The sequence below is a fragment of the Pseudonocardia sp. genome, from assembly GCF_025965585.1.
In the GTDB taxonomy this organism is placed as follows: Bacteria; Actinomycetota; Actinomycetes; order Mycobacteriales; family Pseudonocardiaceae; genus Pseudonocardia.
The window spans coordinates 1-17,917 of the sequence record NZ_JAOPWR010000375.1 but is presented as its reverse complement, the minus strand read 5'-3'; the positions used below and the strand labels follow the sequence as shown (position 1 = coordinate 17,917).

The following is a 17,917-nucleotide window of genomic DNA, read 5'->3' as shown; positions in this document are numbered from 1 at the left end:
GAGCGCCGTGCCGGCCCGAGCCCGCGGCGCTCCCCGCCCCCACCCCGCGACGCCCACCCGCGACCCCAGGAGACCTCCGTGCCCAGCCCCGTCGCCCCGCAGCTCACCGAGCTGGTCGAGCGCCTGATCGGCGCGCCGCTGCCCATCCGCATCCGCGCGTGGGACGGCAGCGAGTCCGGCGCCCCGGACGGCCCTGTCGCGATCATCCGGCATCGGCGGGCGCTGCGGAGGCTGCTGTGGAACCCGGGCGAGCTCGGGCTGGCGCGCGCGTTCGTCGCGGGCGAGCTGGACATCGAGGGCGACATCGCCGAGGGCCTGTCCCGGTTCTGGAGGCTCGCCAAGGCGCAGAACCTCGGCGCCCTGAGCCTCACCACCGCCGACAAGCTCGACGCCGCCCGCACGGCGGCCACGCTCGGCATCCTGGGCCCGCGGCCGAAACCGCCGGCGTCGGAGGCCCGCCTGGAGGGCGGCCTGCACACCCGGCGCCGCGACCGCGCCGCGATCAGCCACCACTACGACCTCTCCAACGAGTTCTACGAGTTCCTGCTCGACCCGCAGATGGCCTACTCCTGCGGCTACTGGACGCGGGAGACGAGCGCGGACTACGGCCTGCAGCAGGCCCAGACCGACAAGCTCGACCTCATCTGCCGCAAGCTCGACCTCAAGCCGGGCATGCGCCTGCTCGACGTCGGCTGCGGATGGGCGTCGCTGCTCGTCCACGCCGCCACGCACTACGGCGTCACGGCGGTCGGCGTCACGCTCTCGGCGGAGCAGCGGGTGTTCGGCATGGCCCGCGTCGAGGCGCTGGGTCTGAAGGACAAGGTCGAGATCCGGCTGCAGGACTACCGGGAGATCCCGGACCAGCCCTTCGACGCGATCTCGTCGATCGAGATGGGCGAGCACGTCGGGCAGGACAACTACCCCGAGTACACCGCGCAGCTGCACAAGCTGCTGCTCCCCCACGGCCGCCTGCTGCTTCAGCAGATGTCCCGCGGCGCGGCGGGCGACAACACCGCCCCCGGTGGTGGCGCGTTCATGGAGAGCTACGTCGCCCCGGACATGTACATGCGCCCGCTGGGCGAGACGCTGAACTTCCTCGAGGCCGCCGGCCTGGAGGTCGTCGACGTCCACTCGTTGCGCGAGCACTACGTGTGGACGGTCAGGCCGTGGCTGGACACGCTTCAGGACAACAAGGCCGAGGCGATCCGGCTGATCGGCGAGGAGCAGTACCGCGTGTGGCTGCTCTACCTCGCGGGCGCGGCGCTCGCGTTCGAGGAGAACCGGATGGGCGTACACCAGATGCTCATGGTGCGCCCCGACGCCGACGGCCGGTCGGGCCTGCCCCGCGGCCGGACGTCCACTCTGGGCCGCGATCCCGAGATGGATCACGCGGTGGCGACGAACTCCGCGGGTGACGCTCGATTCGGCGGCCACCGGCTCGGCACGCGGGATGCCGACGAGTCCGACACGATGACCCGGTGAGCGCATATCCGTGGGGCGCGGCGCTGACCAACCTGTGGGTCACCGCCGTCGTCATCGTCCTGACGTTCGGCGTGGCGCTGTTCGTGGCCGTGCGGGTCCGCGGCGGCCGGCACGACGGCATCGACGTCGTGTGGGGCGCCGGCTTCGGCCTCGTCGCGATCGTGACGCTGCTGCTCGCGCTGGGCGGGGGCGACCTGTGGCGCCAGCTCCTGATCACGGTGCTCACGTGCGTGTGGGGCTTCCGGCTGGCCTGGCACATCGAGCACCGCAACCGCGGCAGGGACGAGGACCCGCGCTACGTCGCGATCATGAAGCGGGCGCCGGGAAACCCCGTGGTCCACATGGTCCGCAAGGTCTATCTGCCCCAGGCCGTGATCATGTGGATCGTCTCCCTGCCGGTCCAGCTGGGCGAGTACGGGTACGCATTCGGGGCGGTGCCGGTCATCGTCACGGTGCTCGGCGTGCTGTCGTGGGGCGTCGGCTTCTTCTTCGAGTCGGTCGGCGACGCCCAGCTGGCCGCGTTCAAGGCCGACCCCGCCAGCAAGGGCCAGGTCATGGACAAGGGCCTATGGCGCTACACGCGCCACCCCAACTACTTCGGCGACGCCGCCGTCTGGTGGGGGCTCGGACTGCTCGCGCTGCACCAGTGGGCGGGCCTGGTCGGGCTGGTCGGCGTCGCGCTGATGACGTGGTTGCTCGCGAAGGGCACCGGCGCGAAGCTGCTGGAGTCGTCGATCGGCAACCGGCGGCACGGCTACGTCGACTACGTGGAGCGCACGAGCGGGTTCATCCCGATGCCGCCGCGAAGGCAGACACAGCCGCCGCAGAAGACGGTTTCCTGAACCGCTCGCCGCTGCCGTGCGAAAGGATGATCAGGAACCCCGGATCGGAAGGACGTTCATGAACACCGGCGACCAGGTCAGCGACTTCGAGCTGCAGGATGAGACGGGCACCCCCCGCAAGCTCAGCACGCTCCTGGAGAACGGCACCGTGGTGCTGTTCTTCTACCCGATCGCCTCCAGCGGCGGCTGCACCCAGGAGGCATGCCACTTCCGCGACCTCGCCGCGGACCTCGCGGCCGTGGGCGCGCAGCCCGTCGGCATCAGCAGCGACGGCGAGACCGCCCAGAGCACCTTCTCCGCGGCCCACTCGCTGGGCTACCCGCTGCTGTCGGACAAGGGCCACAAGGTCGCCAAGGAGATGGGCGCCTACCGCGCCTGGCTGCCCGGCGGCCTGCACACCCGGCGCATCACGTTCGTGATCGGTCAGGACCGCCGCGTCATCGAGAAGATCGCCAGCGAGACGAAGTTCGACATGCACGCCGACGAGGCGCTCGAGGTCCTGAAGAAGCACAAGGCGGATGCGTGACCGCTTCGGACCACGCCGCGATCGCCGATCGCAAGGTCACGGCGTCCATCGTCGCCGCGCCGCCGGACGAGGTGTTCGCGCTGCTGGCGAATCCGCACCGGCACCACGAGTGGAGCAAGAGTGATCATGCCGAGCATCGGGTATTGAGGATCGTCCGAGCACAACGACGTTCGAAGGGCGACACCATGACGACAAGTCCGGCTGAAAGCGATCGGCCCGGTGGTGATCTCACCGACCACGGCGCCGACCCTGTTGACCGCGAGCGAGACGACGATGGCGCCACCACCGCTGCTGCCCCGGACACCGACGGGCAGGACGTCCCGGCCGGTGACCTCACCGATCACGGCGTAGACCCCGCCGGCCGCGCCGCCGAGGAGTAGGGCTGACCCGGTTGCGCCAGAACGGGTGCATGCGCGACCACTCGTGAAGGCGCGCCGGCGCTACGGGCTGGAGCCGGCCGACGGGGGAACCCGCATCACCGAGACCTTCGACCACGGCAACGCGCCGCCGGCGCAACCTCAGGCGGGTCCGGGCCTGCGTGAGGTTGCGCCGGCGGCGATCACCCGGGGCGGGTCGAGGCCCGGGAGCCCGTCGAGGCTCTCGGCGTTGCGCGTGGAGTGGTAGGTGGCGATCTTCTCCGGCCCTCGGGTCTCGGCCCACGCGTCGAGGATCCCCCGCTCCTCCACCAGCTCCATCCTCGGCACGGCGTAGCCGCAGGCGTCGGCGACGCGCGCGACGTCCACCGTGATCACCGCGCGCGACTGCGACCTGCGGCTCGCCGCCGCCTCCCCGAACGGCGCGATGACGGCGTCGAAATCGGGGTCGGACGCGAACGTGACCCGGCCCGTGCCGTGCAGGCGCACGATCTTCGGCCCACCGTCGAAGGCGCAGAACATGACGCAGATCCGCCCGTTCTCGCGCAGGTGGGCGATGGTCTCGACGCCGCTGCCGGTGAGGTCGAGGTAGGCGAAGGTGTGCTCGTCGACCACGCGGAACGTGCCGCGCGTGCCCTTCGGCGAGAGGTTGACGAGCCCGTCCGCGGCCAGTGGCGCGGTGGACACGAAGAAGAGCGGCTGCTCCTCGATCCACGCCCGCAGCTTGGCGTCGATGCCGTCGTAGACGTGTGCCATGGCCCCGACGCTACGACCGCGGACCCACCGGCACCAGGGAGATCCCTCTCCGTGAGGGAGCGGCTACGGCAGCGTCAGGATCTCCGCGCCGTCGGCCGTGACCAGGATGGTGTGCTCGAACTGCGCCGTGCGGGAGCGGTCCTTCGTGACGACGGTCCAGTCGTCGTCCCAGATGTCGTAGTCCACGCCGCCGAGGGTGATCATCGGCTCGATCGTGAACGTCATGCCCTCCTCGAGCACGGTGTGGACGTTCGGCTCGTCGTAGTGCAGCACCACGAGCCCGCTGTGGAAGCTGCGGCCGATGCCGTGGCCGGTGAAGTCGCGCACCACGCCGTAGCCGAAGCGCTTGGCGTAGGACTCGATCACCCGGCCGACCACGTTGAGCTCGCGGCCCGGGCGCACGGCCTTGATCGCACGCATCGTGGCCTCGTGGGTGCGCTCGACGAGCAGCCGGTCCTCCTCCGCGACGTCGCCGGCGAGGAAGGTGGCGTTGGTGTCACCGTGGACGCCGCCGATGAACGCGGTGACGTCGATGTTCACGATGTCGCCGTCCTGGATCACCGTGGAGTCCGGGATGCCGTGGCAGATCACCTCGTTGAGGCTCGTGCAGCACGACTTCGGGAACGCCTTGTAGCCCAGCGTGGAAGGGTAGGCGTCGTGGTCCACCAGGTACTCGTGCACCACGCGGTCGACCTCGTCGGTGGTGACGCCGGGCGCCACCGCCTCGCCGCCGGCCTGCAGCGCACGGGCCGCGATCACGCTGGCCACGCGCATGGCCTCGATCACCTCGGGCTCCTGCACCCACGGGTCGGTGCTGCGCGACGGGGACTTCTTGCCGACGTACTCCGGGCGCGGGATGTGCGCGGGGACGGGGCGCATCGGCGTGACGGTTCCGGGGGTCAGCAGGGTGCGGGCGGACATGGTTCCAGTGTAGGTCGACGCCGGGAGGCCGAGGCGGTGCGGGACGACCGCCCCGCTATCCTCGGCCCATGGCCATTGCGCCGAACGTCGCAGCCGCTCCGGTCCGCGTGCCGATCGCCGAGCAGCCCACCATGGTGATACCCCGGATCCGGCCAACGAGCTTCGGGAAGCCGCTGGTCCTGATCATGATCCCGACGCTCGTGCTGGCCGTCGTGGTGGGCATCCTCGTCGGTCCCACGCGCGCGCCGCTCCTGGGTGCGGCCATCGGGGTGATCGGGGCCGCCGTCGCGATGTCGATGGCGATCCGCAAGGCCGACACCCCGCGCGCGAAGCCCTGAGGCTCCGGGCTCAGCGCACCCGGTGCGCCACCCGGCTCGACACGAGCATCGACAGGCCGCGCCACCCCAGCAGCAGCACGGCGAGCGTCACCAGCGTGACGATCGCGAAGCTCAGCGGCAGCCGGTCGAGGAACGCCGCCCGCAGGGCCAGCCCGATCACCACGGTGCCCGCAAGCGCCACCGCTCCCCCACGCAGGCCCGCGGGGCGCGACCGCACGTACGGGGTGGCCCAGGCGGCGAGCAACCCGACGAGGAACGGCGCGACGGTGCCCAGCAGCCCGAGCAGCGCCTCGGACTCGGCATGGCTGGCCCGGCCCACCGCAGCGAAGACGATCACGGCCAGGATGTCGGCGGCGAGCGCGAGCGCGGGGATCCGGCTGGGAGACATGCCGTCCAGCGTAGGCCCGAGCCGCGCGGGCGGTCATCAGGGCAGCTTCGAGAGGAACGTGTCCGCGACGGCGACGGCCGGGGTCGACGACCCGCCGTCGACGATCAGCACGGCGAACGCGAGGTCGCCCCGGTAGCCGACGAACCAGCCGTGCGAGCGGCCGTCGTTCGTGAACTCCGCGGTGCCGGTCTTGCCGTACACCTCGCCGCGCCCGGAGAGCTTCTTCGCCGTCCCCTCGGTGACCACCGCCCGCATCATCGTGCGCAGCTGGGCGAGCAGGGCCGGGTCCGGTGCGGTCGCCGGCGTGACCACCTCGGTCGGGCGTCCGCGGATCAGCTCCGGCACCACGGGTGACCCCTTCGCGACCGTGGCCGCCATCAGCGCCATGCCCAGCGGGCTCGCCAGCACCTGCCCCTGTCCGAAGCCGTTCTCCGCGCGCTGGACGAGGTCCGTGGCCGACGGCACGGAGCCGGTGACGGTGGTGATGCCCGGCACGGTGTAGTCGGCGCCGAGCCCGAGCGTCAGCGCCGCGGCGGGCAGCGCGCCGGGGCCGAGCCGCGAGCCGAGCGTGGCGAACGTGGTGTTGCACGACTGCGCGAACGCCGTCCGCAGCGGCACCGTCCCGAGATCGAACTTGTTCTCGTTGGGCACCGGCCTGCCGCCGATCACCGTCTGGCCGGGACAGACGACGGGGCTGTCGGCGGTGAGCCCGAGCCCCCCGCCGAGCGCGGCGATCGCCGTCGCCATCTTGAACGTCGACCCCGGCGGGTAGCGGCCGATCAGCGCCAGCGGCCCCGCGGCGTCGGCGGCATCGTTCTGCGCGACGGCGAGCAGGTCGCCCGTCGACGGGGCGACGGCCACGATCATCGTCTGCTGCGGCAGCGGCTCGACGGCGTCCTCGGCGGCGGTCTGGACGGCGCGGTCCATCCCGATCGTGACGGTGCTGCCGGGCGTCGGAGCCTTCTCCGTCAGCGTGGTGACGGGGTTGCCGGCGTCGTCGACGGCGACGACCGACCATCCGTCGACGCCGTCGAGCTGGGCCTCCACCGCGGTCCGGACGCCCCCCAGCACCTGACGGGCGAAGCGGGCGTCGGGCGCGAGCAGTCGCTGCGAGCTGGCGAACCGGACGCCGGGCATGTTGTAGATCGCGGGCTTGACGCTCTGGTAGTCGGTGTCACGCAGCACGGCCACGCTGTAGGCCTGCCCGTCGGGGGTGCGCGCGGCGCCGTCGGTGATCGACTGCACGGTGATGGACGGCTCGAGCGGCGACAGCGCCTTCGCCAGTGCGCCGGCGACGGCGGGGAGGTTGCCCGCGGTCCTCCGGTCGAGCAGGACGTTCACCACGGACGTGGCGGCGAGCAGCGGCACCCCTGCCCGGTCGACGACGGGCGCGGGCTGCGGCGACTCGGTCTGCAGCGACAGCCGCTGCCGGGCGGCGAGCTGGGGGTGCACCACGGTCGGGGCCCAGCGGACCAGCCAGCCGTTCTCGGAGTCGGGCGCGGGCAGGAGATCGAGCTGGTCGAGGTAGGTCCAGACACGGCCCTTGCCCAGGTCCCAGGTCACGTTGACCGACGCGGTGGCGCGGGCGGTGGCCGAGCGAACCTGCGCGATCTCGGTGGTGAGCGACACCGGCTTCAGTGCGTCGCGGCTCGCGGTGAGTACGCCGGTGGCGGCCTGCGGGTCGTCGGTGGCGGCCGCGGCGCCCGCGAGGTTCCCCCCCGACCACGCCGTGAGGAAGGCCGCGGCGGCGTCCTCCGGCCCGCTGTCGCCGAAGAGGCCGCATCCGGCGACCCCGGCCGTCAGGACGAGCGCGGCGAGCAGGGCCAGCAGGCGACGCACCGGGAACACGGCCCGAGTATGCCCACCGGGGCCGTTCTGATCGTGGACCGCGGACGGCGCGCCTGGCACGAGGACGATCAGAACAGGACGGTGGCGAAGCTCCCGACCTGGGTGAAGCCGATCCGCTTGTACGCCGAGCGCGCCACGTGGTTGAAGCCGTTGACGTAGAGGCTGGAGATGCGGCCGATGGCCGCCAGCCGCTCGGCGACGGCGGCGGTGCCGGCCGTGCCGAGCCCGTGGCCCCGCCACACCGGGTTCACCCAGACGCCCTGGATCTGCCCGACCTGCGACGACAGCGCGCCGATCTCGGCCTTGAACACCACCTCGTCGCCCTCGAAGCGGGCGAACGCCCGGCCCGCCGCGACGAGCTCGGCCACGCGGGAGCGGTAGCCGGCTCCGCCGTCGCCCGCCCGCGGGTCGACGCCCACCTCCTCGGTGAACATCGCGACGGCGGCGGGGAGGTAGCGGTCGAGCTCCGCGGGACGCACGGGGCGCACGAACGGGTCGGGCACCACCGCGGGCGGCCCGGCGAGCACCATCAGCGGCTGGTCGGAGCGGACCTCGCGCGCGGGCGTCCAGTGCCCGGAGAGGTCCTCCCACAGCGGCAGCACGAGCTCCGCGCGGCCGACCACCGAGGAGCACCCCCTGCCGTGCCGGCGGGCGCGCTCGGCGAAGCTGCGCAGGGCCTGCCGGTCGCCGCGCAGCGGTACGAGGTTGGCACCGGAGAAGCAGAGGCCGTCGAGTCGCGACCCGACCGCCCAGACCTCACCGCCGAGGCGCCACGGATCCAGGCCCGCGATCTCGACACGGGCGGCGACCATGCAGGCGGCCACCGGATCGCTGTCCAGGGCTGCGCGCACTCCGGCGCGGTCCCGGTCGTCGAGGAGCCGCGCTCCGGCGACACGAAGCACCCTTCTACGGTGCCACACCCCCGCCGCCGCGGAAACGACGGGATGCGCGTCGGTGTCCATCCGAGACCTCGCTGTCGGAAACGGTGCTGTACGTGCCGTGCTGTCCGATTCCCCGACCGGTCAGCCCACCGTCACCTGCGGCTCGCCCTCGGCGCCCTCCATCGACTCGGCGATCTTCATCGCCTCCTCGATCAGCGTCTCGACGATCGCGTGCTCGGGAACGGTCTTGATGACCTCGCCCCTGACGAAGATCTGGCCCTTGCCGTTTCCGGAGGCGACACCGAGGTCGGCCTCGCGGGCCTCCCCCGGACCGTTGACGACGCAGCCCATGACGGCCACGCGCAGCGGCACCTCCATGCCGGTGAGGCCCGCGGTGACCTCGTCGGCGAGCTTGTAGACGTCGACCTGGGCGCGCCCGCACGACGGGCAGGACACGATCTCCAGCTTGCGCGGCCGCAGGTTGAGCGACTGCAGGATCTGCGCGCCGACCTTGACCTCCTCGACGGGAGGCGCCGACAGCGAGACGCGGATGGTGTCGCCGATGCCCTGGCGCAGCAGCGCGCCGAACGCCACGGCCGACTTGATGGTGCCCTGGAACGCCGGCCCGGCCTCGGTGACGCCGAGATGCAGCGGGTAATCGCACTGCTCGGCGAGAATCTCGTAGGCGCGGATCATCACAACCGGGTCGTTGTGCTTGACCGAGATCTTGATGTCGTGGAAGTCGTGCTCGGCGAACAGGCCCGCCTCCCACATGGCCGACTCGGCCAGCGCCTCGGGCGTGGCCTTGCCGTACTTCTCCAGCAGGCGCTTGTCGAGCGAGCCCGCGTTGACGCCGATCCGGATCGGGGTGCCGTGGTCCTTAGCGGCCCGCGCGATCTCCTTGACCTGGTCGTCGAACTTGCGGATGTTGCCGGGGTTCACCCGCACCGCGGCGCAGCCGGCCTCGATGGCGGCGAACACGTACTTGGGCTGGAAGTGGATGTCTGCGATCACCGGGATCTGCGACTTCGCCGCGATCGCCGGCAGCGCGTCGGCATCGTCCTGGCTGGGGCAGGCGACGCGCACGATGTCGCAGCCCGCGGCGGTCAGCTCGGCGATCTGCTGCAACGTCGCGTTGACATCCGAGGTCAGCGTGGTGGTCATGGACTGGACGGAGATGGGGTGCTCGGATCCGACGCCCACGGGACCGACCTGGAGCTGCCGGGTCTTCCGGCGGGGTGCCAGGGTCGGAGCGGGAGGAACCGGCATGCCCAGGGAGACGCTCACACCCCTACTATCCTCCGCCCCGCCGGCGCGCGCCTTGAGACCTCGGCTACGACTCCCCGTGTGGGTGCCTCACGTGCGGCCGGTGTCCTCCTGGGCCCGGCGCAGCGTGGACGAGTGAGGCAGCCAGGTGGCCAGCTCGACGGGCCAGCCGTCGGCCTCCAGGACCTGCACCACGGCCGGGTCGTCGTCCAGCACGCTGACGATGTCGCGGGTGGCAGCCAGCGTGCGCAGCACCTCGCGCTTCATCCAGCGGGCCGGGCGGTAGTCGTCGTCCTCGCGCATCAGCAGGGGCTGCGTCGGCAGGCCGTGGCGGCGCAGCCAACCTTCGGTGAGCCTGCGGTTCCGCTCGGGACGCCCCATGAGGTAGATCACGTCGTGGTCGACGAGCGCGGCCCGCAGCCGCTCGGCACCGTCGGGCAGCAGCGGGTCGCGGTCGGCGGCGGAGAAGAACCGCTCCCACCGCTGCGGGCGCGCCTCGAGGTGGTGCAGGCGGTGGCGGACGTCGGCCAGCACGCCGTCGATGTCGAAGACCGCGAGCGGGCGCCCGTCGGGGCACGGCAGGGTCGGGAAGGGGGCAGCCGTCACGAGGGCAGCGTGACCGGATTGATGATGTCGGCGACGAACAGCAGGCCGCTCCAGGCGATGAACACGATCGCCACGACGTAGGACACGGGCATCAGCTTCGCGACGTCCACCGGCCCCGGGTCCGGCCTGCCGCGCAGCCGCGCGACGCGCCTGCGGGCCGCCTCCCAGAGCGCCGGGAAGATCTGGCCGCCGTCCAGCGGCGGGATCGGCAGCAGGTTGAACAGGAACAGCGAGATGTTGACCGCCGCGAGCAGCTGCAGGAACACCGACAGCTCCGCGGCGGGCGGGGCGTCCAGCGCGAGCACCTCGCCGCCGATGCGCGAGGCCCCGACGATGCCCACCGGCCCGTTGACGTCACGCTTCTCGCCGAGGAACACCGAGCCGAACAGCGCGGGCACCCGCTGCGGCAGCTGGATGATGGCCTGCCCGGTGCGCCCGACCACGTTGCCGATCTGGTCGACGACCGCGCCGACGCTCTGCCGCTGGTAGCCCTCCACCGGGCTCAGGCCGAGGAAGCTCGCGTGCACGAGGGCGCCGGTGCCGTCGCCATTGGCGTCCAGGGCGGGCAGCTCGGTGGTGATCAACGTGGGGGTGAGCTGGAGCTGCTGCCCACCGCGGTCCACAGTGACCGTGACGGTGCCCGTGGCCCCGCGGATGGCGCCCTGCAGCTTGTCCCAGTCGTCCGGGCCGTAGGGCACACCCTGGAAGGCGACGATCCGGTCACCCGCCCGGAACCCGGCCCGGGCGGCGGGCGTGGCGGGGGCGCCCGGCGGGCAGGCCAGCGTGGTGGCGGTGGCCGGCACGACGCAGGCGCTCACCGCGCTGACGGTGGTGGACGCCGCGATCACGCCGATGCCCATGAGCTGGATCCCGAACAGCACCACCGCGAGCACCAGATTCATGAACGGGCCCGCGAACATCACGATCACGCGCTTCCACGGTGCGCGCATCCAGAACTGGCGGTCGGCGTCCTCGGGCGCGACCTCGTCGGCCGACTGCTTGCGCACGTCGTCGATGAGGCCCTGGAACGGGCCGGTGCGGCGGCTGCTGCCCAACAGCTCGCCCTTGGCCGGCGGGATCATCCCGATCATGCGGATGTAACCGCCGAGCGGGATCGCCTTGAGCCCGAACTCGGTATCGCCGCGCTTGCGCGACCAGACCGTCTTCCCGAAGCCGACGAAGAATTCCGGCACCTTGATGCCGAACCATCGCGCGGTGGTGAAGTGCCCGAGCTCGTGCCAGAAGACCGAGAAGAGGATGCCCAGGAAGAACAGCACGATCCCCAGGACCGTCATCATGTGGAGACTCCAGATCGGTCGCTCAGCGCTCGGGCCCGAGCGCGCGCCCATTCCTCGGCGGCGTGTACGTCAGCCACGGTAGCGGGATCCGCCGACCACTCGTCGGCGACGTCGAGCACACGCTGCAGCAGATCGGTGATGCCGGTGAACGAGATCACGCCGGCCACGAACGCGGCCACGGCCTCCTCGTTGGCGGCGTTGAGCACGGCCGGCAGGCAGCCTCCCGCCGTGCCGGCCTCGCGGGCCAGCCGCACGCCGACGAAGGTGTCCTCGTCGAGCGGCTCGAACGTCCAGGTCTGCGCAGCGTCCCAGCGGCACGGGGTGGCCGCGCCGGGCAGCCGGTCGGGCCAGGCCAGCGCGAGCCCGATGGGCAGCTTCATGTCCGGCGGGCTGGCCTGCGCGAGGGTGGACCCGTCGGTGAACGTCACCATCGAGTGCACGATCGACTGCGGGTGCACCGTGACGTCGATGCGGTCGTAGGGGATGCCGAACAGCAGGTGCGCCTCGATCACCTCGAGGCCCTTGTTGATCAGCGTGGCCGAGTTGATGGTGATGACGGGGCCCATGGCCCAGGTGGGGTGGGCCAGGGCCTGCTCCACCGTGACGCCCGCCAGGTCCCCGCGCCTGCGGCCGCGGAACGGCCCGCCCGACGCCGTGACGACGAGCCGGTCGACCTCCTCGGCCCGCCCGCCGCGCAGGCACTGGGCGAGCGCGGAATGCTCGGAGTCGACCGGGACGAGCTGCCCGGGGGCAGCCGCGCCCAGCACCAGCGGTCCGCCGGCCACCAGTGACTCCTTGTTGGCCAGGGCCAGCACGGCCCCCGACTCCAGCGCCGCCAGCGTCGGCCCGAGGCCCACCGACCCGGTGATGCCGTTGAGGACGGTGTCGGCGCCCGCGGTGGCCGTCAGCTCGGTGGCGGCACCCGGACCGGACAGCACCTCGACCCCGCGCAGGCCCATGCCGGGCAGCATCCGGCGCAGCGCCCCCGCCGAGTTCACGTCGGCGACGGCGACCCGGCGCACGTCGTGCTCACGGATCTGGCGGGCCAGCAGCATGACGTCGCCACCGCCCGCGGCGATGCCCGCCACGGTGAACGACCCGGGGTTCTCGGAGATCAGGTCGAGCGCCTGCGTGCCCACAGAGCCGGTGGAGCCCAGCACGAGCACGGATCGAGTACCAGTCATCACTCCCCATCATCCCCGCACACGTGTTGTGCGACGATACGGGCGTGGCGAGTAACTCCCGTGAGCTGGAGCAGCGTTCCGAGGTCGGCCCCCAGGACGAGCCGTCCGCCGAGTGGGGATGGCACGGTGGTTTCCCCAAGGGGACGATCGCCGGTGGCATCGTCACCATCATCCTGTGCGCGGTGTTCTTCATCGGCCCGTACCAGAGCCGCACTCAGGACCTCTGGCTCGGCGGCGTCATCCTGGTGGTCCTGATCGGGATGGCCCTGCAGATCCGCAAGAAGCGCAACGCCTGGCGGCGCTGAGCCGCGCATGGCCGCGTCCGGGGCGGGCTCGCCGGTCGAGCTCGAGGTCGGTGACCGCACGGTCCGGTTGACCAGTCCGGACCGCGTCTACTTCCCGGCCAGGGGCGAGACCAAGCTGGATCTCGCCCGGTACTACATCGCCGTGTCCGACGGCATCGTGCGCGCACTGCGCGACCGGCCCTGCATGCTGCACCGCTTCCCCACCGGCGTCACCGGGGAGAAGGTGCACCAGAAGCGGCTGCCGCGCGGCGCCCCCGACTGGGTCGAGACCGTGCGCGTGCACTTCCCGCGGTGGAACCGCACCGCCGACGAGCTGTGCGTCCAGCACCCGGCCGACGTGGTGTGGGCGGTGCAGATGTCCACGGTGGAGTTCCACCCGTGGAACTCGCGGAGAACCAACGTCGAGTTCCCCGACGAGTGGCGCATCGACCTCGACCCGATGCCCGGGGCGTCCTATGCGGACATCCGGCGCGTGGCGCACGTCGTCCACGAGGTGCTCGACGAGCTGGGGGCCACCGGCTTCCCCAAGACCTCGGGCGGCAAGGGCATGCACGTCTACGTGCGCATCCCGCCCGACCACGGCTTCGCCGACGTCCGCCGCGCCGCCCACGCGTTCGCCCGCGAGGTGGGCCGCCGCTGCGACCTCGTCGACCTGACGTGGTGGCGCAAGGACCGCGACCCCGCGTCGGTCTTCGTGGACTACAACCAGAACGCCCGCGACCACACCATCGCCGCCGCCTACTCGGTGCGCGGGGTGGCCGAGGCCGTGGTGTCCACCCCGATCCGCTGGGACGAGATCGACGACGCCGACCCGGGCGACTTCACGATCGCCACGGTCCCCGGCCGGTTCGCCGAGCTGGGCGACCTTCACGCGGGCATCGACGACGCGGTCTTCCCGATCGACGAGCTGCTGGAGTGGGCCGACCGCGACGCCCACGACGGCGCCGAGGAGCCCCCCGAACCGGAGGCGCAGGAGCTCGACTGACCCACCCGCGAGTCGACACGGAACGGCGGCCGGGTCGACACCGGTGGCGGGGACGGTCAGCCGTCGGCCGCCGCCCGGAGGCGCCCGAACTCCTCGACCATGTCCGGCAGCTGCCAGTGGGCGTTGAGGCCGCTCGGGTTGGGCAGCACCCACACGCGGGCCTTCCCCAGCCGCTCCTCCTGCGGCCCGACACCGGCCTTCGGCACCGCGAACGCCGTGCGGTACGCCGTGATCCCGACGACGGCGAGCCACGCCGGCCGCACCTGCTCCACGACGCCGCGCAACCGCACCCCACCGGCGACGATCTCGTCCGCGCTGAGCTCCTCGGCCCGGGCCGAGGCCCGCGCGACCATGTTGGTGATGCCCAGCCCGAGCCCGCGCAGCTCGTCCTGCTCGGCGGGAAGCAGCAGGCGCGGGGTGAACCCGGCGCCGTGCAGCACCGGCCAGAACCGGTTCCCCGGCCGCCCGAAGTGGTGACCGGTGGCCGCCGAGACGAGCCCCGGGTTGATGCCGCAGAAGAGCACGCGCAGCGGCGGGTCGTCCGGGCCGGGGAGGACGTCGTCGATCGTACGGGAACGCGCGGCCTCGAGATCGGCGGCGGAGAAGCGGGCCACGGGACGAGGCTACGGGCCCGGCCTCGCAGGCCGTCGGCACGCCGCGAGGACGCGCTGCGTGCTGCGAGGTCGGGCCGGTGCTTGCGCGGCCCGGCAGGATGAGCCACGTGGACCTGCCCGTGATGCCTCCCGTCAAGCCGATGCTCGCCAAGGCCCGGCCCGCCATCCCGGAGGGGCAGCTCTACGAGCCCAAGTGGGACGGCTTCCGCTCGATCATCTTCCGCGACGGCGACGAGGTGGAGATCGGCAGCCGCAACGAGAAGCCGATGACCCGCTACTTCCCCGAGGTCGTCGAGGCCGTCCTGGCCAACTTCCCCGAGCGGGCGGTGATCGACGGCGAGATCGTGGTGCTCGACCGCGAGCACAACTCGCTGGAGTTCGAGGTGCTGCAGCAGCGGGTCCACCCGGCCGCGAGCCGCGTGAAGCTGCTGGCGGCACAGACGCCGGCCAGCTTCGTGGCCTTCGACCTCCTGGCGCTCGGCGACGAGGACCTCACCGACCGCCCGTTCAGCGAACGCCGCGCGATGCTGGAGGAGGCACTGGCGAAGGCCGCGCCACCCGTTCACATCACGCCGATCACGGACGACCACGCGCTCGGGCAGGTGTGGTTCGACCGGTTCGAGGGCGCCGGCCTCGACGGGCTCATCGCGAAGGAGCCCGACGGCACCTACCAGCCCGACAAGCGCGTGATGACGAAGATCAAGCACGAGCGCACCTGCGACTGCGTGGTGGCGGGCTACCGCGTGCACAAGTCCGGGCCCGACGCGATCGGCTCGTTGCTGTTGGGCCTGTTCGACGGCCGCGGCGTGCTCGCGTCCGTCGGCGTGATCGGTGCGTTCCCCATGGCGCTGCGCAGGGAGCTGTTCGAGGAGCTGCAGCCGCTCGTCACCACGTTCGACGACCACCCGTGGGCGTGGGCGAGGCAGGAGGAGGGCGAGCGCACCCCGCGCAAGTCCGAGACCAGCCGCTGGAACTCCGGCAAGGACCTGTCGTTCGTGCCGCTGCGCCCCGAGCGGGTGGTGGAGGTGCGCTACGACTACATGGAGGGCGTGCGGTTCCGGCACACGGCGCAGTTCGTGCGCTGGCGCCCGGACCGCGAGCCGTCCTCGTGCACGTACGAGCAGCTCGAGGTGGCGGTGGACTTCGACCTGGCCGCGGTGCTGGGGCTCGAGTAGCCCCCGATCCGCGCGCCGTTTCGCGTCCTCGCACCGTCCACGGAGGGTGCGAGGACGCAAAGTCGCGCGCAGATCAGCTCTGCGACGCCGCCAGCTGCCCGCACGCGGCGGCGATCTCGCGGCCGCGGGTGTCGCGCACCGTGCACGCCACCCCGGCTGCCTGGACCCGGCGGACGAACTCGTCCTGCACCGGGCGCGGGGAGGCGTCCCACTCGCTGCCGGGTGTGGGGTTGAGCGGGATCAGGTTGACGTGCACGCGGTGCTTGCCGATCCGCTGCGCGAGCTTCTTGCCCAGCAGGTCGGCGCGCCACGAGTGGTCGTTGACGTCGCGGATCAGCGCGTACTCGATCGACACGCGGCGCCCGGTGGCCATCGCGTAGCGGCGCGCGGCGTCGAGCACCTCGTCGACCTTCCACCGGTTGTTGACGGGCACGAGCGTGTCGCGCAGCTCGTCGTCGGGGGTGTGCAGCGACACCGCGAGCGTGACGGGCAGACCCTCGGCGGTGAGCTTGTCGATCGCGGGCACGAGCCCCACCGTGGACACGGTGACGCCGCGCGCGGAGATGCCCAGCCCGTCCGGGGCGGGCGAGGTGATGCGCCGGACGGCCGCCACCACGCGCTTGTAGTTGGCCAGCGGCTCGCCCATGCCCATGAACACGACGTTGGACAGCCGGGCGGGGCCGCCACCGAGGGCGCCGTCGCGGGCGGCGGCCGCGGCCTGCCGCACCTGCTCGACGATCTCGGCGGTGGACAGGTTGCGCTCCAGACCGCCCTGGCCGGTGGCGCAGAACGGGCACGCCATGCCGCAGCCGGCCTGGCTGGACACGCAGACGGTGGCGCGGTCGGGGTAGCCCATCAGCACCGACTCGGCGCGCGTGCCGTCGTGGCCCTTCCACAGCGTCTTGCGGGTGGCGCCGCCGTCGCACTCCTGCTCCAGCACCGGTGTGACGAGCGCGGGCAGCAGCGTGCGCAGCATCTCCCGCGCGGCGGCGGGCAGGTCGGTCATCGCGTCGATGTCGGCGGTGAAGCGGCCGAAGTACTGGCGGGCCAGCTGGTCGATCCGGAACGCGGGCAGGCCGAGCTCACCGGCCACCTCCCGGCGCTGCGACGGGTCGAGATCGGCGAGATGGCGGGGCGGAAGCGCGCGCCTGGGCGCGTCGAAGACGAGCGGGAGGGAAGTCATGACCCCTCAAGTGTGCCACTCAGCGGCGCACGCGGCCCTGCGCCTCCGCGATCAGCCCGGTGCGCATGGCCGCGGCCAGCCACAGCACCCCACCGGCCACCAGCCCGACCAGGCCCTGCGGGTACAGGCCGCCCGAGTCGAGCGCCAGCAACGCCCCGACCGCCCCGAGGACGAGCAGCGCACCGCCCGCGGCCAGCAGCGACCGCTCGTCGAGCAGCGACGCCAGCGGGAACAGCGCACCGCCGACGATCGCGCAGGCCAGCGGCACCGACAGCTCCCCGAACGACACCATGCCGAGCAGCGTGCTCGCGATGGTGATGAGCACGATCGCGCCGATCACCACCTGCAGGAGCTTCGTGCGGCCACCGGGCGGCAACGGCTCCCCGGAGCCGTGGCGGCGGCGCAGGGCGACCACGATCGCGCCGGTAACGCCCAGGCCCGCGGCCAGGACGACCGTGCCCGGGCCTGCCGACAGCGCGGCGGCCCCGATGAGCCACCACACTCCACCGGCCACCGCTTCGAGGTAGGGCACCGCGGGTCGACGCATGCCTCCACGGTAGCCAGCGCGCAGCCGGACCCCGTGAAGGACCCACAAGGGATGTGGCACCGTTGACGCCGTCGACCCCCACGACGTCAGGAGACAATGTTGACCGCCGAGCCCGCACCCCTACCCGCGCCCGGGCTGAGCAGGCGCACCGTGGTCGTCGGCGGTGCCGTCGCCCTGGGCGCGGGGGTCGCCGTCGCGGGATGCGCCACGGGCGTGCCCGCCGGCCAGTCCGACACCCCGACGACGGTCGCCGCTGCCGGCACCACCCTCGGCCCGACGTCCGACGTGCCCGTGGGCAGCGCCAAGATCTACTCCTCCGCGGGCGTGGTGGTCACCCAGGCCACCGCCGGGAAGTTCGCCGGTTTCTCCACGGTCTGCCCGCACCAGGGCTGCGCGGT

General features: G+C 72.4%; 20 protein-coding genes and 1 pseudogene. 9 read left to right on the top strand and 12 right to left on the bottom strand.

Going from position 1 to position 17,917, the window contains the following annotated elements; genetic code table 11:
* Positions 1–78 precede the first annotated feature (78 nt).
* From JWR81_RS23235 to JWR81_RS23220, 4 genes are read left to right on the top strand one after another with little or no spacing between them, the layout of a single operon-like run.
* Entirely contained in the window at positions 79–1,482 is a 1,404-nt protein-coding gene (locus JWR81_RS23235) for a cyclopropane-fatty-acyl-phospholipid synthase family protein (protein WP_297656977.1), read from the top strand.
* Positions 1,479–2,324 carry a DUF1295 domain-containing protein gene (locus tag JWR81_RS23230; RefSeq protein ID WP_297656974.1) on the top strand — a complete coding sequence of 282 codons (846 nt, stop codon included), beginning with the start codon at positions 1,479–1,481 and terminating at the stop codon, positions 2,322–2,324. The genes JWR81_RS23235 and JWR81_RS23230 overlap by 4 nt, the downstream gene beginning before the upstream one ends.
* A 58-nt stretch (positions 2,325–2,382) precedes the next feature.
* Positions 2,383–2,850: a peroxiredoxin gene (locus tag JWR81_RS23225; RefSeq protein ID WP_297656971.1), complete on the top strand. Its 468-nt coding sequence runs from the start codon at positions 2,383–2,385 to the stop codon at positions 2,848–2,850.
* Positions 2,847–3,230: a hypothetical protein gene (locus tag JWR81_RS23220; protein WP_297656968.1), complete on the top strand. Its 384-nt coding sequence runs from the start codon at positions 2,847–2,849 to the stop codon at positions 3,228–3,230. Before JWR81_RS23225 ends, JWR81_RS23220 begins: the two co-directional genes overlap by 4 nt.
* A gap of 138 nt (positions 3,231–3,368) precedes the next feature.
* Here JWR81_RS23220 and JWR81_RS23215 read toward each other — a convergent pair whose 3' ends face one another.
* Together JWR81_RS23215 and map are read right to left on the bottom strand one after the other, a co-directional pair.
* Complete coding sequence (locus JWR81_RS23215) at positions 3,369–3,980, bottom strand: pyridoxamine 5'-phosphate oxidase family protein (protein ID WP_297656965.1); 612 nt, start codon at positions 3,978–3,980, stop codon at positions 3,369–3,371.
* A 63-nt stretch (positions 3,981–4,043) separates the two neighbouring features.
* Positions 4,044–4,901 carry a type I methionyl aminopeptidase gene (map, locus tag JWR81_RS23210; RefSeq protein WP_297656962.1) on the bottom strand — a complete coding sequence of 286 codons (858 nt, stop codon included), beginning with the start codon at positions 4,899–4,901 and terminating at the stop codon, positions 4,044–4,046.
* Positions 4,902–4,969: 68 nt separating this feature from the next.
* On the opposite strand from map, the gene JWR81_RS23205 reads away from it, so the two are divergent.
* The gene (locus JWR81_RS23205) at positions 4,970–5,239 is read left to right on the top strand and encodes a hypothetical protein (RefSeq protein WP_297656950.1); all 270 of its coding nucleotides are present in this window, start codon (positions 4,970–4,972) and stop codon (positions 5,237–5,239) included.
* A gap of 10 nt (positions 5,240–5,249) precedes the next feature.
* Here the strand turns inward: JWR81_RS23205 and JWR81_RS23200 are convergent, their stop codons facing one another.
* From JWR81_RS23200 to dxr, 7 genes are all read right to left on the bottom strand, one after another.
* Positions 5,250–5,627 (bottom strand): DUF3054 domain-containing protein, encoded by a 378-nt coding sequence (locus tag JWR81_RS23200; RefSeq protein ID WP_297656947.1) that lies wholly within the window; start codon positions 5,625–5,627, stop codon positions 5,250–5,252.
* Positions 5,628–5,663: 36 nt separating this feature from the next.
* On the bottom strand, positions 5,664–7,475 hold the full coding sequence (locus tag JWR81_RS23195) for a penicillin-binding transpeptidase domain-containing protein (RefSeq protein WP_297656943.1): 1,812 nt from the start codon (positions 7,473–7,475) through the stop codon (positions 5,664–5,666).
* Between the two features lie 68 nt (positions 7,476–7,543).
* On the bottom strand, positions 7,544–8,377 hold the full coding sequence (locus JWR81_RS23190) for a GNAT family N-acetyltransferase (RefSeq protein WP_297656939.1): 834 nt from the start codon (positions 8,375–8,377) through the stop codon (positions 7,544–7,546).
* A gap of 120 nt (positions 8,378–8,497) precedes the next feature.
* Entirely contained in the window at positions 8,498–9,643 is a 1,146-nt protein-coding gene (gene ispG / locus JWR81_RS23185) for a flavodoxin-dependent (E)-4-hydroxy-3-methylbut-2-enyl-diphosphate synthase (protein WP_297656936.1), read from the bottom strand.
* Positions 9,644–9,712: 69 nt separating this feature from the next.
* Positions 9,713–10,228 (bottom strand): hypothetical protein, encoded by a 516-nt coding sequence (locus JWR81_RS23180; protein WP_297656932.1) that lies wholly within the window; start codon positions 10,226–10,228, stop codon positions 9,713–9,715.
* Positions 10,225–11,523, bottom strand: a complete 1,299-nt coding sequence (locus JWR81_RS23175; protein WP_297656929.1) for an RIP metalloprotease — start codon at positions 11,521–11,523, stop codon at positions 10,225–10,227. The genes JWR81_RS23180 and JWR81_RS23175 overlap by 4 nt, the downstream gene beginning before the upstream one ends.
* The gene (gene dxr / locus JWR81_RS23170) at positions 11,523–12,710 is read right to left on the bottom strand and encodes a 1-deoxy-D-xylulose-5-phosphate reductoisomerase (protein WP_297656926.1); all 1,188 of its coding nucleotides are present in this window, start codon (positions 12,708–12,710) and stop codon (positions 11,523–11,525) included. Before dxr ends, JWR81_RS23175 begins: the two co-directional genes overlap by 1 nt.
* Positions 12,711–12,754: 44 nt before the next feature.
* Here dxr and JWR81_RS23165 point away from each other — a divergent pair, with 44 nt between their 5' ends.
* Positions 12,755–13,015 carry a DUF2631 domain-containing protein gene (locus tag JWR81_RS23165; protein ID WP_297656923.1) on the top strand — a complete coding sequence of 87 codons (261 nt, stop codon included), beginning with the start codon at positions 12,755–12,757 and terminating at the stop codon, positions 13,013–13,015.
* Between the two features lie 7 nt (positions 13,016–13,022).
* Positions 13,023–14,000, top strand: coding sequence for a non-homologous end-joining DNA ligase (gene ligD / locus JWR81_RS23160; RefSeq protein ID WP_297656920.1), 978 nt, complete (start codon positions 13,023–13,025; stop codon positions 13,998–14,000).
* Between the two features lie 56 nt (positions 14,001–14,056).
* On the opposite strand, the gene mug is transcribed toward ligD, so the two are convergent.
* Positions 14,057–14,614: a G/U mismatch-specific DNA glycosylase gene (gene mug / locus JWR81_RS23155; protein ID WP_297656917.1), complete on the bottom strand. Its 558-nt coding sequence runs from the start codon at positions 14,612–14,614 to the stop codon at positions 14,057–14,059.
* Positions 14,615–14,721: 107 nt separating this feature from the next.
* Between mug and JWR81_RS23150 the strand changes: the two genes are divergently transcribed.
* The gene (locus tag JWR81_RS23150) at positions 14,722–15,789 is read left to right on the top strand and encodes an ATP-dependent DNA ligase (protein WP_297656914.1); all 1,068 of its coding nucleotides are present in this window, start codon (positions 14,722–14,724) and stop codon (positions 15,787–15,789) included.
* 73 nt (positions 15,790–15,862) lie between these two features.
* Here the strand turns inward: JWR81_RS23150 and rlmN are convergent, their stop codons facing one another.
* Together rlmN and JWR81_RS23140 are read right to left on the bottom strand one after the other, a co-directional pair.
* Positions 15,863–16,972 carry a 23S rRNA (adenine(2503)-C(2))-methyltransferase RlmN gene (rlmN, locus tag JWR81_RS23145; RefSeq protein ID WP_297656911.1) on the bottom strand — a complete coding sequence of 370 codons (1,110 nt, stop codon included), beginning with the start codon at positions 16,970–16,972 and terminating at the stop codon, positions 15,863–15,865.
* Positions 16,973–16,991: 19 nt separating this feature from the next.
* Positions 16,992–17,519 (bottom strand): hypothetical protein, encoded by a 528-nt coding sequence (locus JWR81_RS23140; RefSeq protein ID WP_297656908.1) that lies wholly within the window; start codon positions 17,517–17,519, stop codon positions 16,992–16,994.
* A gap of 99 nt (positions 17,520–17,618) precedes the next feature.
* Between JWR81_RS23140 and JWR81_RS23135 the strand changes: the two are divergent.
* Positions 17,619–17,917, top strand: a pseudogene (locus JWR81_RS23135) (iron-sulfur protein); the annotation flags it as partial.

Bases quoted from the DNA above. Each gene is read 5' to 3' on its own strand.
- JWR81_RS23225 (WP_297656971.1), top strand. From the start codon at position 2,383: ATGAACACCGGCGACCAGGTCAGCGACTTCGAGCTGCAGGATGAGACG.
- JWR81_RS23215 (WP_297656965.1), bottom strand. From the start codon at position 3,980: ATGGCACACGTCTACGACGGCATCGACGCCAAGCTGCGGGCGTGGATC.
- map (WP_297656962.1), bottom strand. From the start codon at position 4,901: ATGTCCGCCCGCACCCTGCTGACCCCCGGAACCGTCACGCCGATGCGC.
- JWR81_RS23205 (WP_297656950.1), top strand. From the start codon at position 4,970: ATGGCCATTGCGCCGAACGTCGCAGCCGCTCCGGTCCGCGTGCCGATC.
- JWR81_RS23200 (WP_297656947.1), bottom strand. From the start codon at position 5,627: ATGTCTCCCAGCCGGATCCCCGCGCTCGCGCTCGCCGCCGACATCCTG.
- JWR81_RS23175 (WP_297656929.1), bottom strand. From the start codon at position 11,523: ATGACGGTCCTGGGGATCGTGCTGTTCTTCCTGGGCATCCTCTTCTCG.
- dxr (WP_297656926.1), bottom strand. From the start codon at position 12,710: ATGACTGGTACTCGATCCGTGCTCGTGCTGGGCTCCACCGGCTCTGTG.
- ligD (WP_297656920.1), top strand. From the start codon at position 13,023: ATGGCCGCGTCCGGGGCGGGCTCGCCGGTCGAGCTCGAGGTCGGTGAC.
- rlmN (WP_297656911.1), bottom strand. From the start codon at position 16,972: ATGACTTCCCTCCCGCTCGTCTTCGACGCGCCCAGGCGCGCGCTTCCG.
- JWR81_RS23140 (WP_297656908.1), bottom strand. From the start codon at position 17,519: ATGCGTCGACCCGCGGTGCCCTACCTCGAAGCGGTGGCCGGTGGAGTG.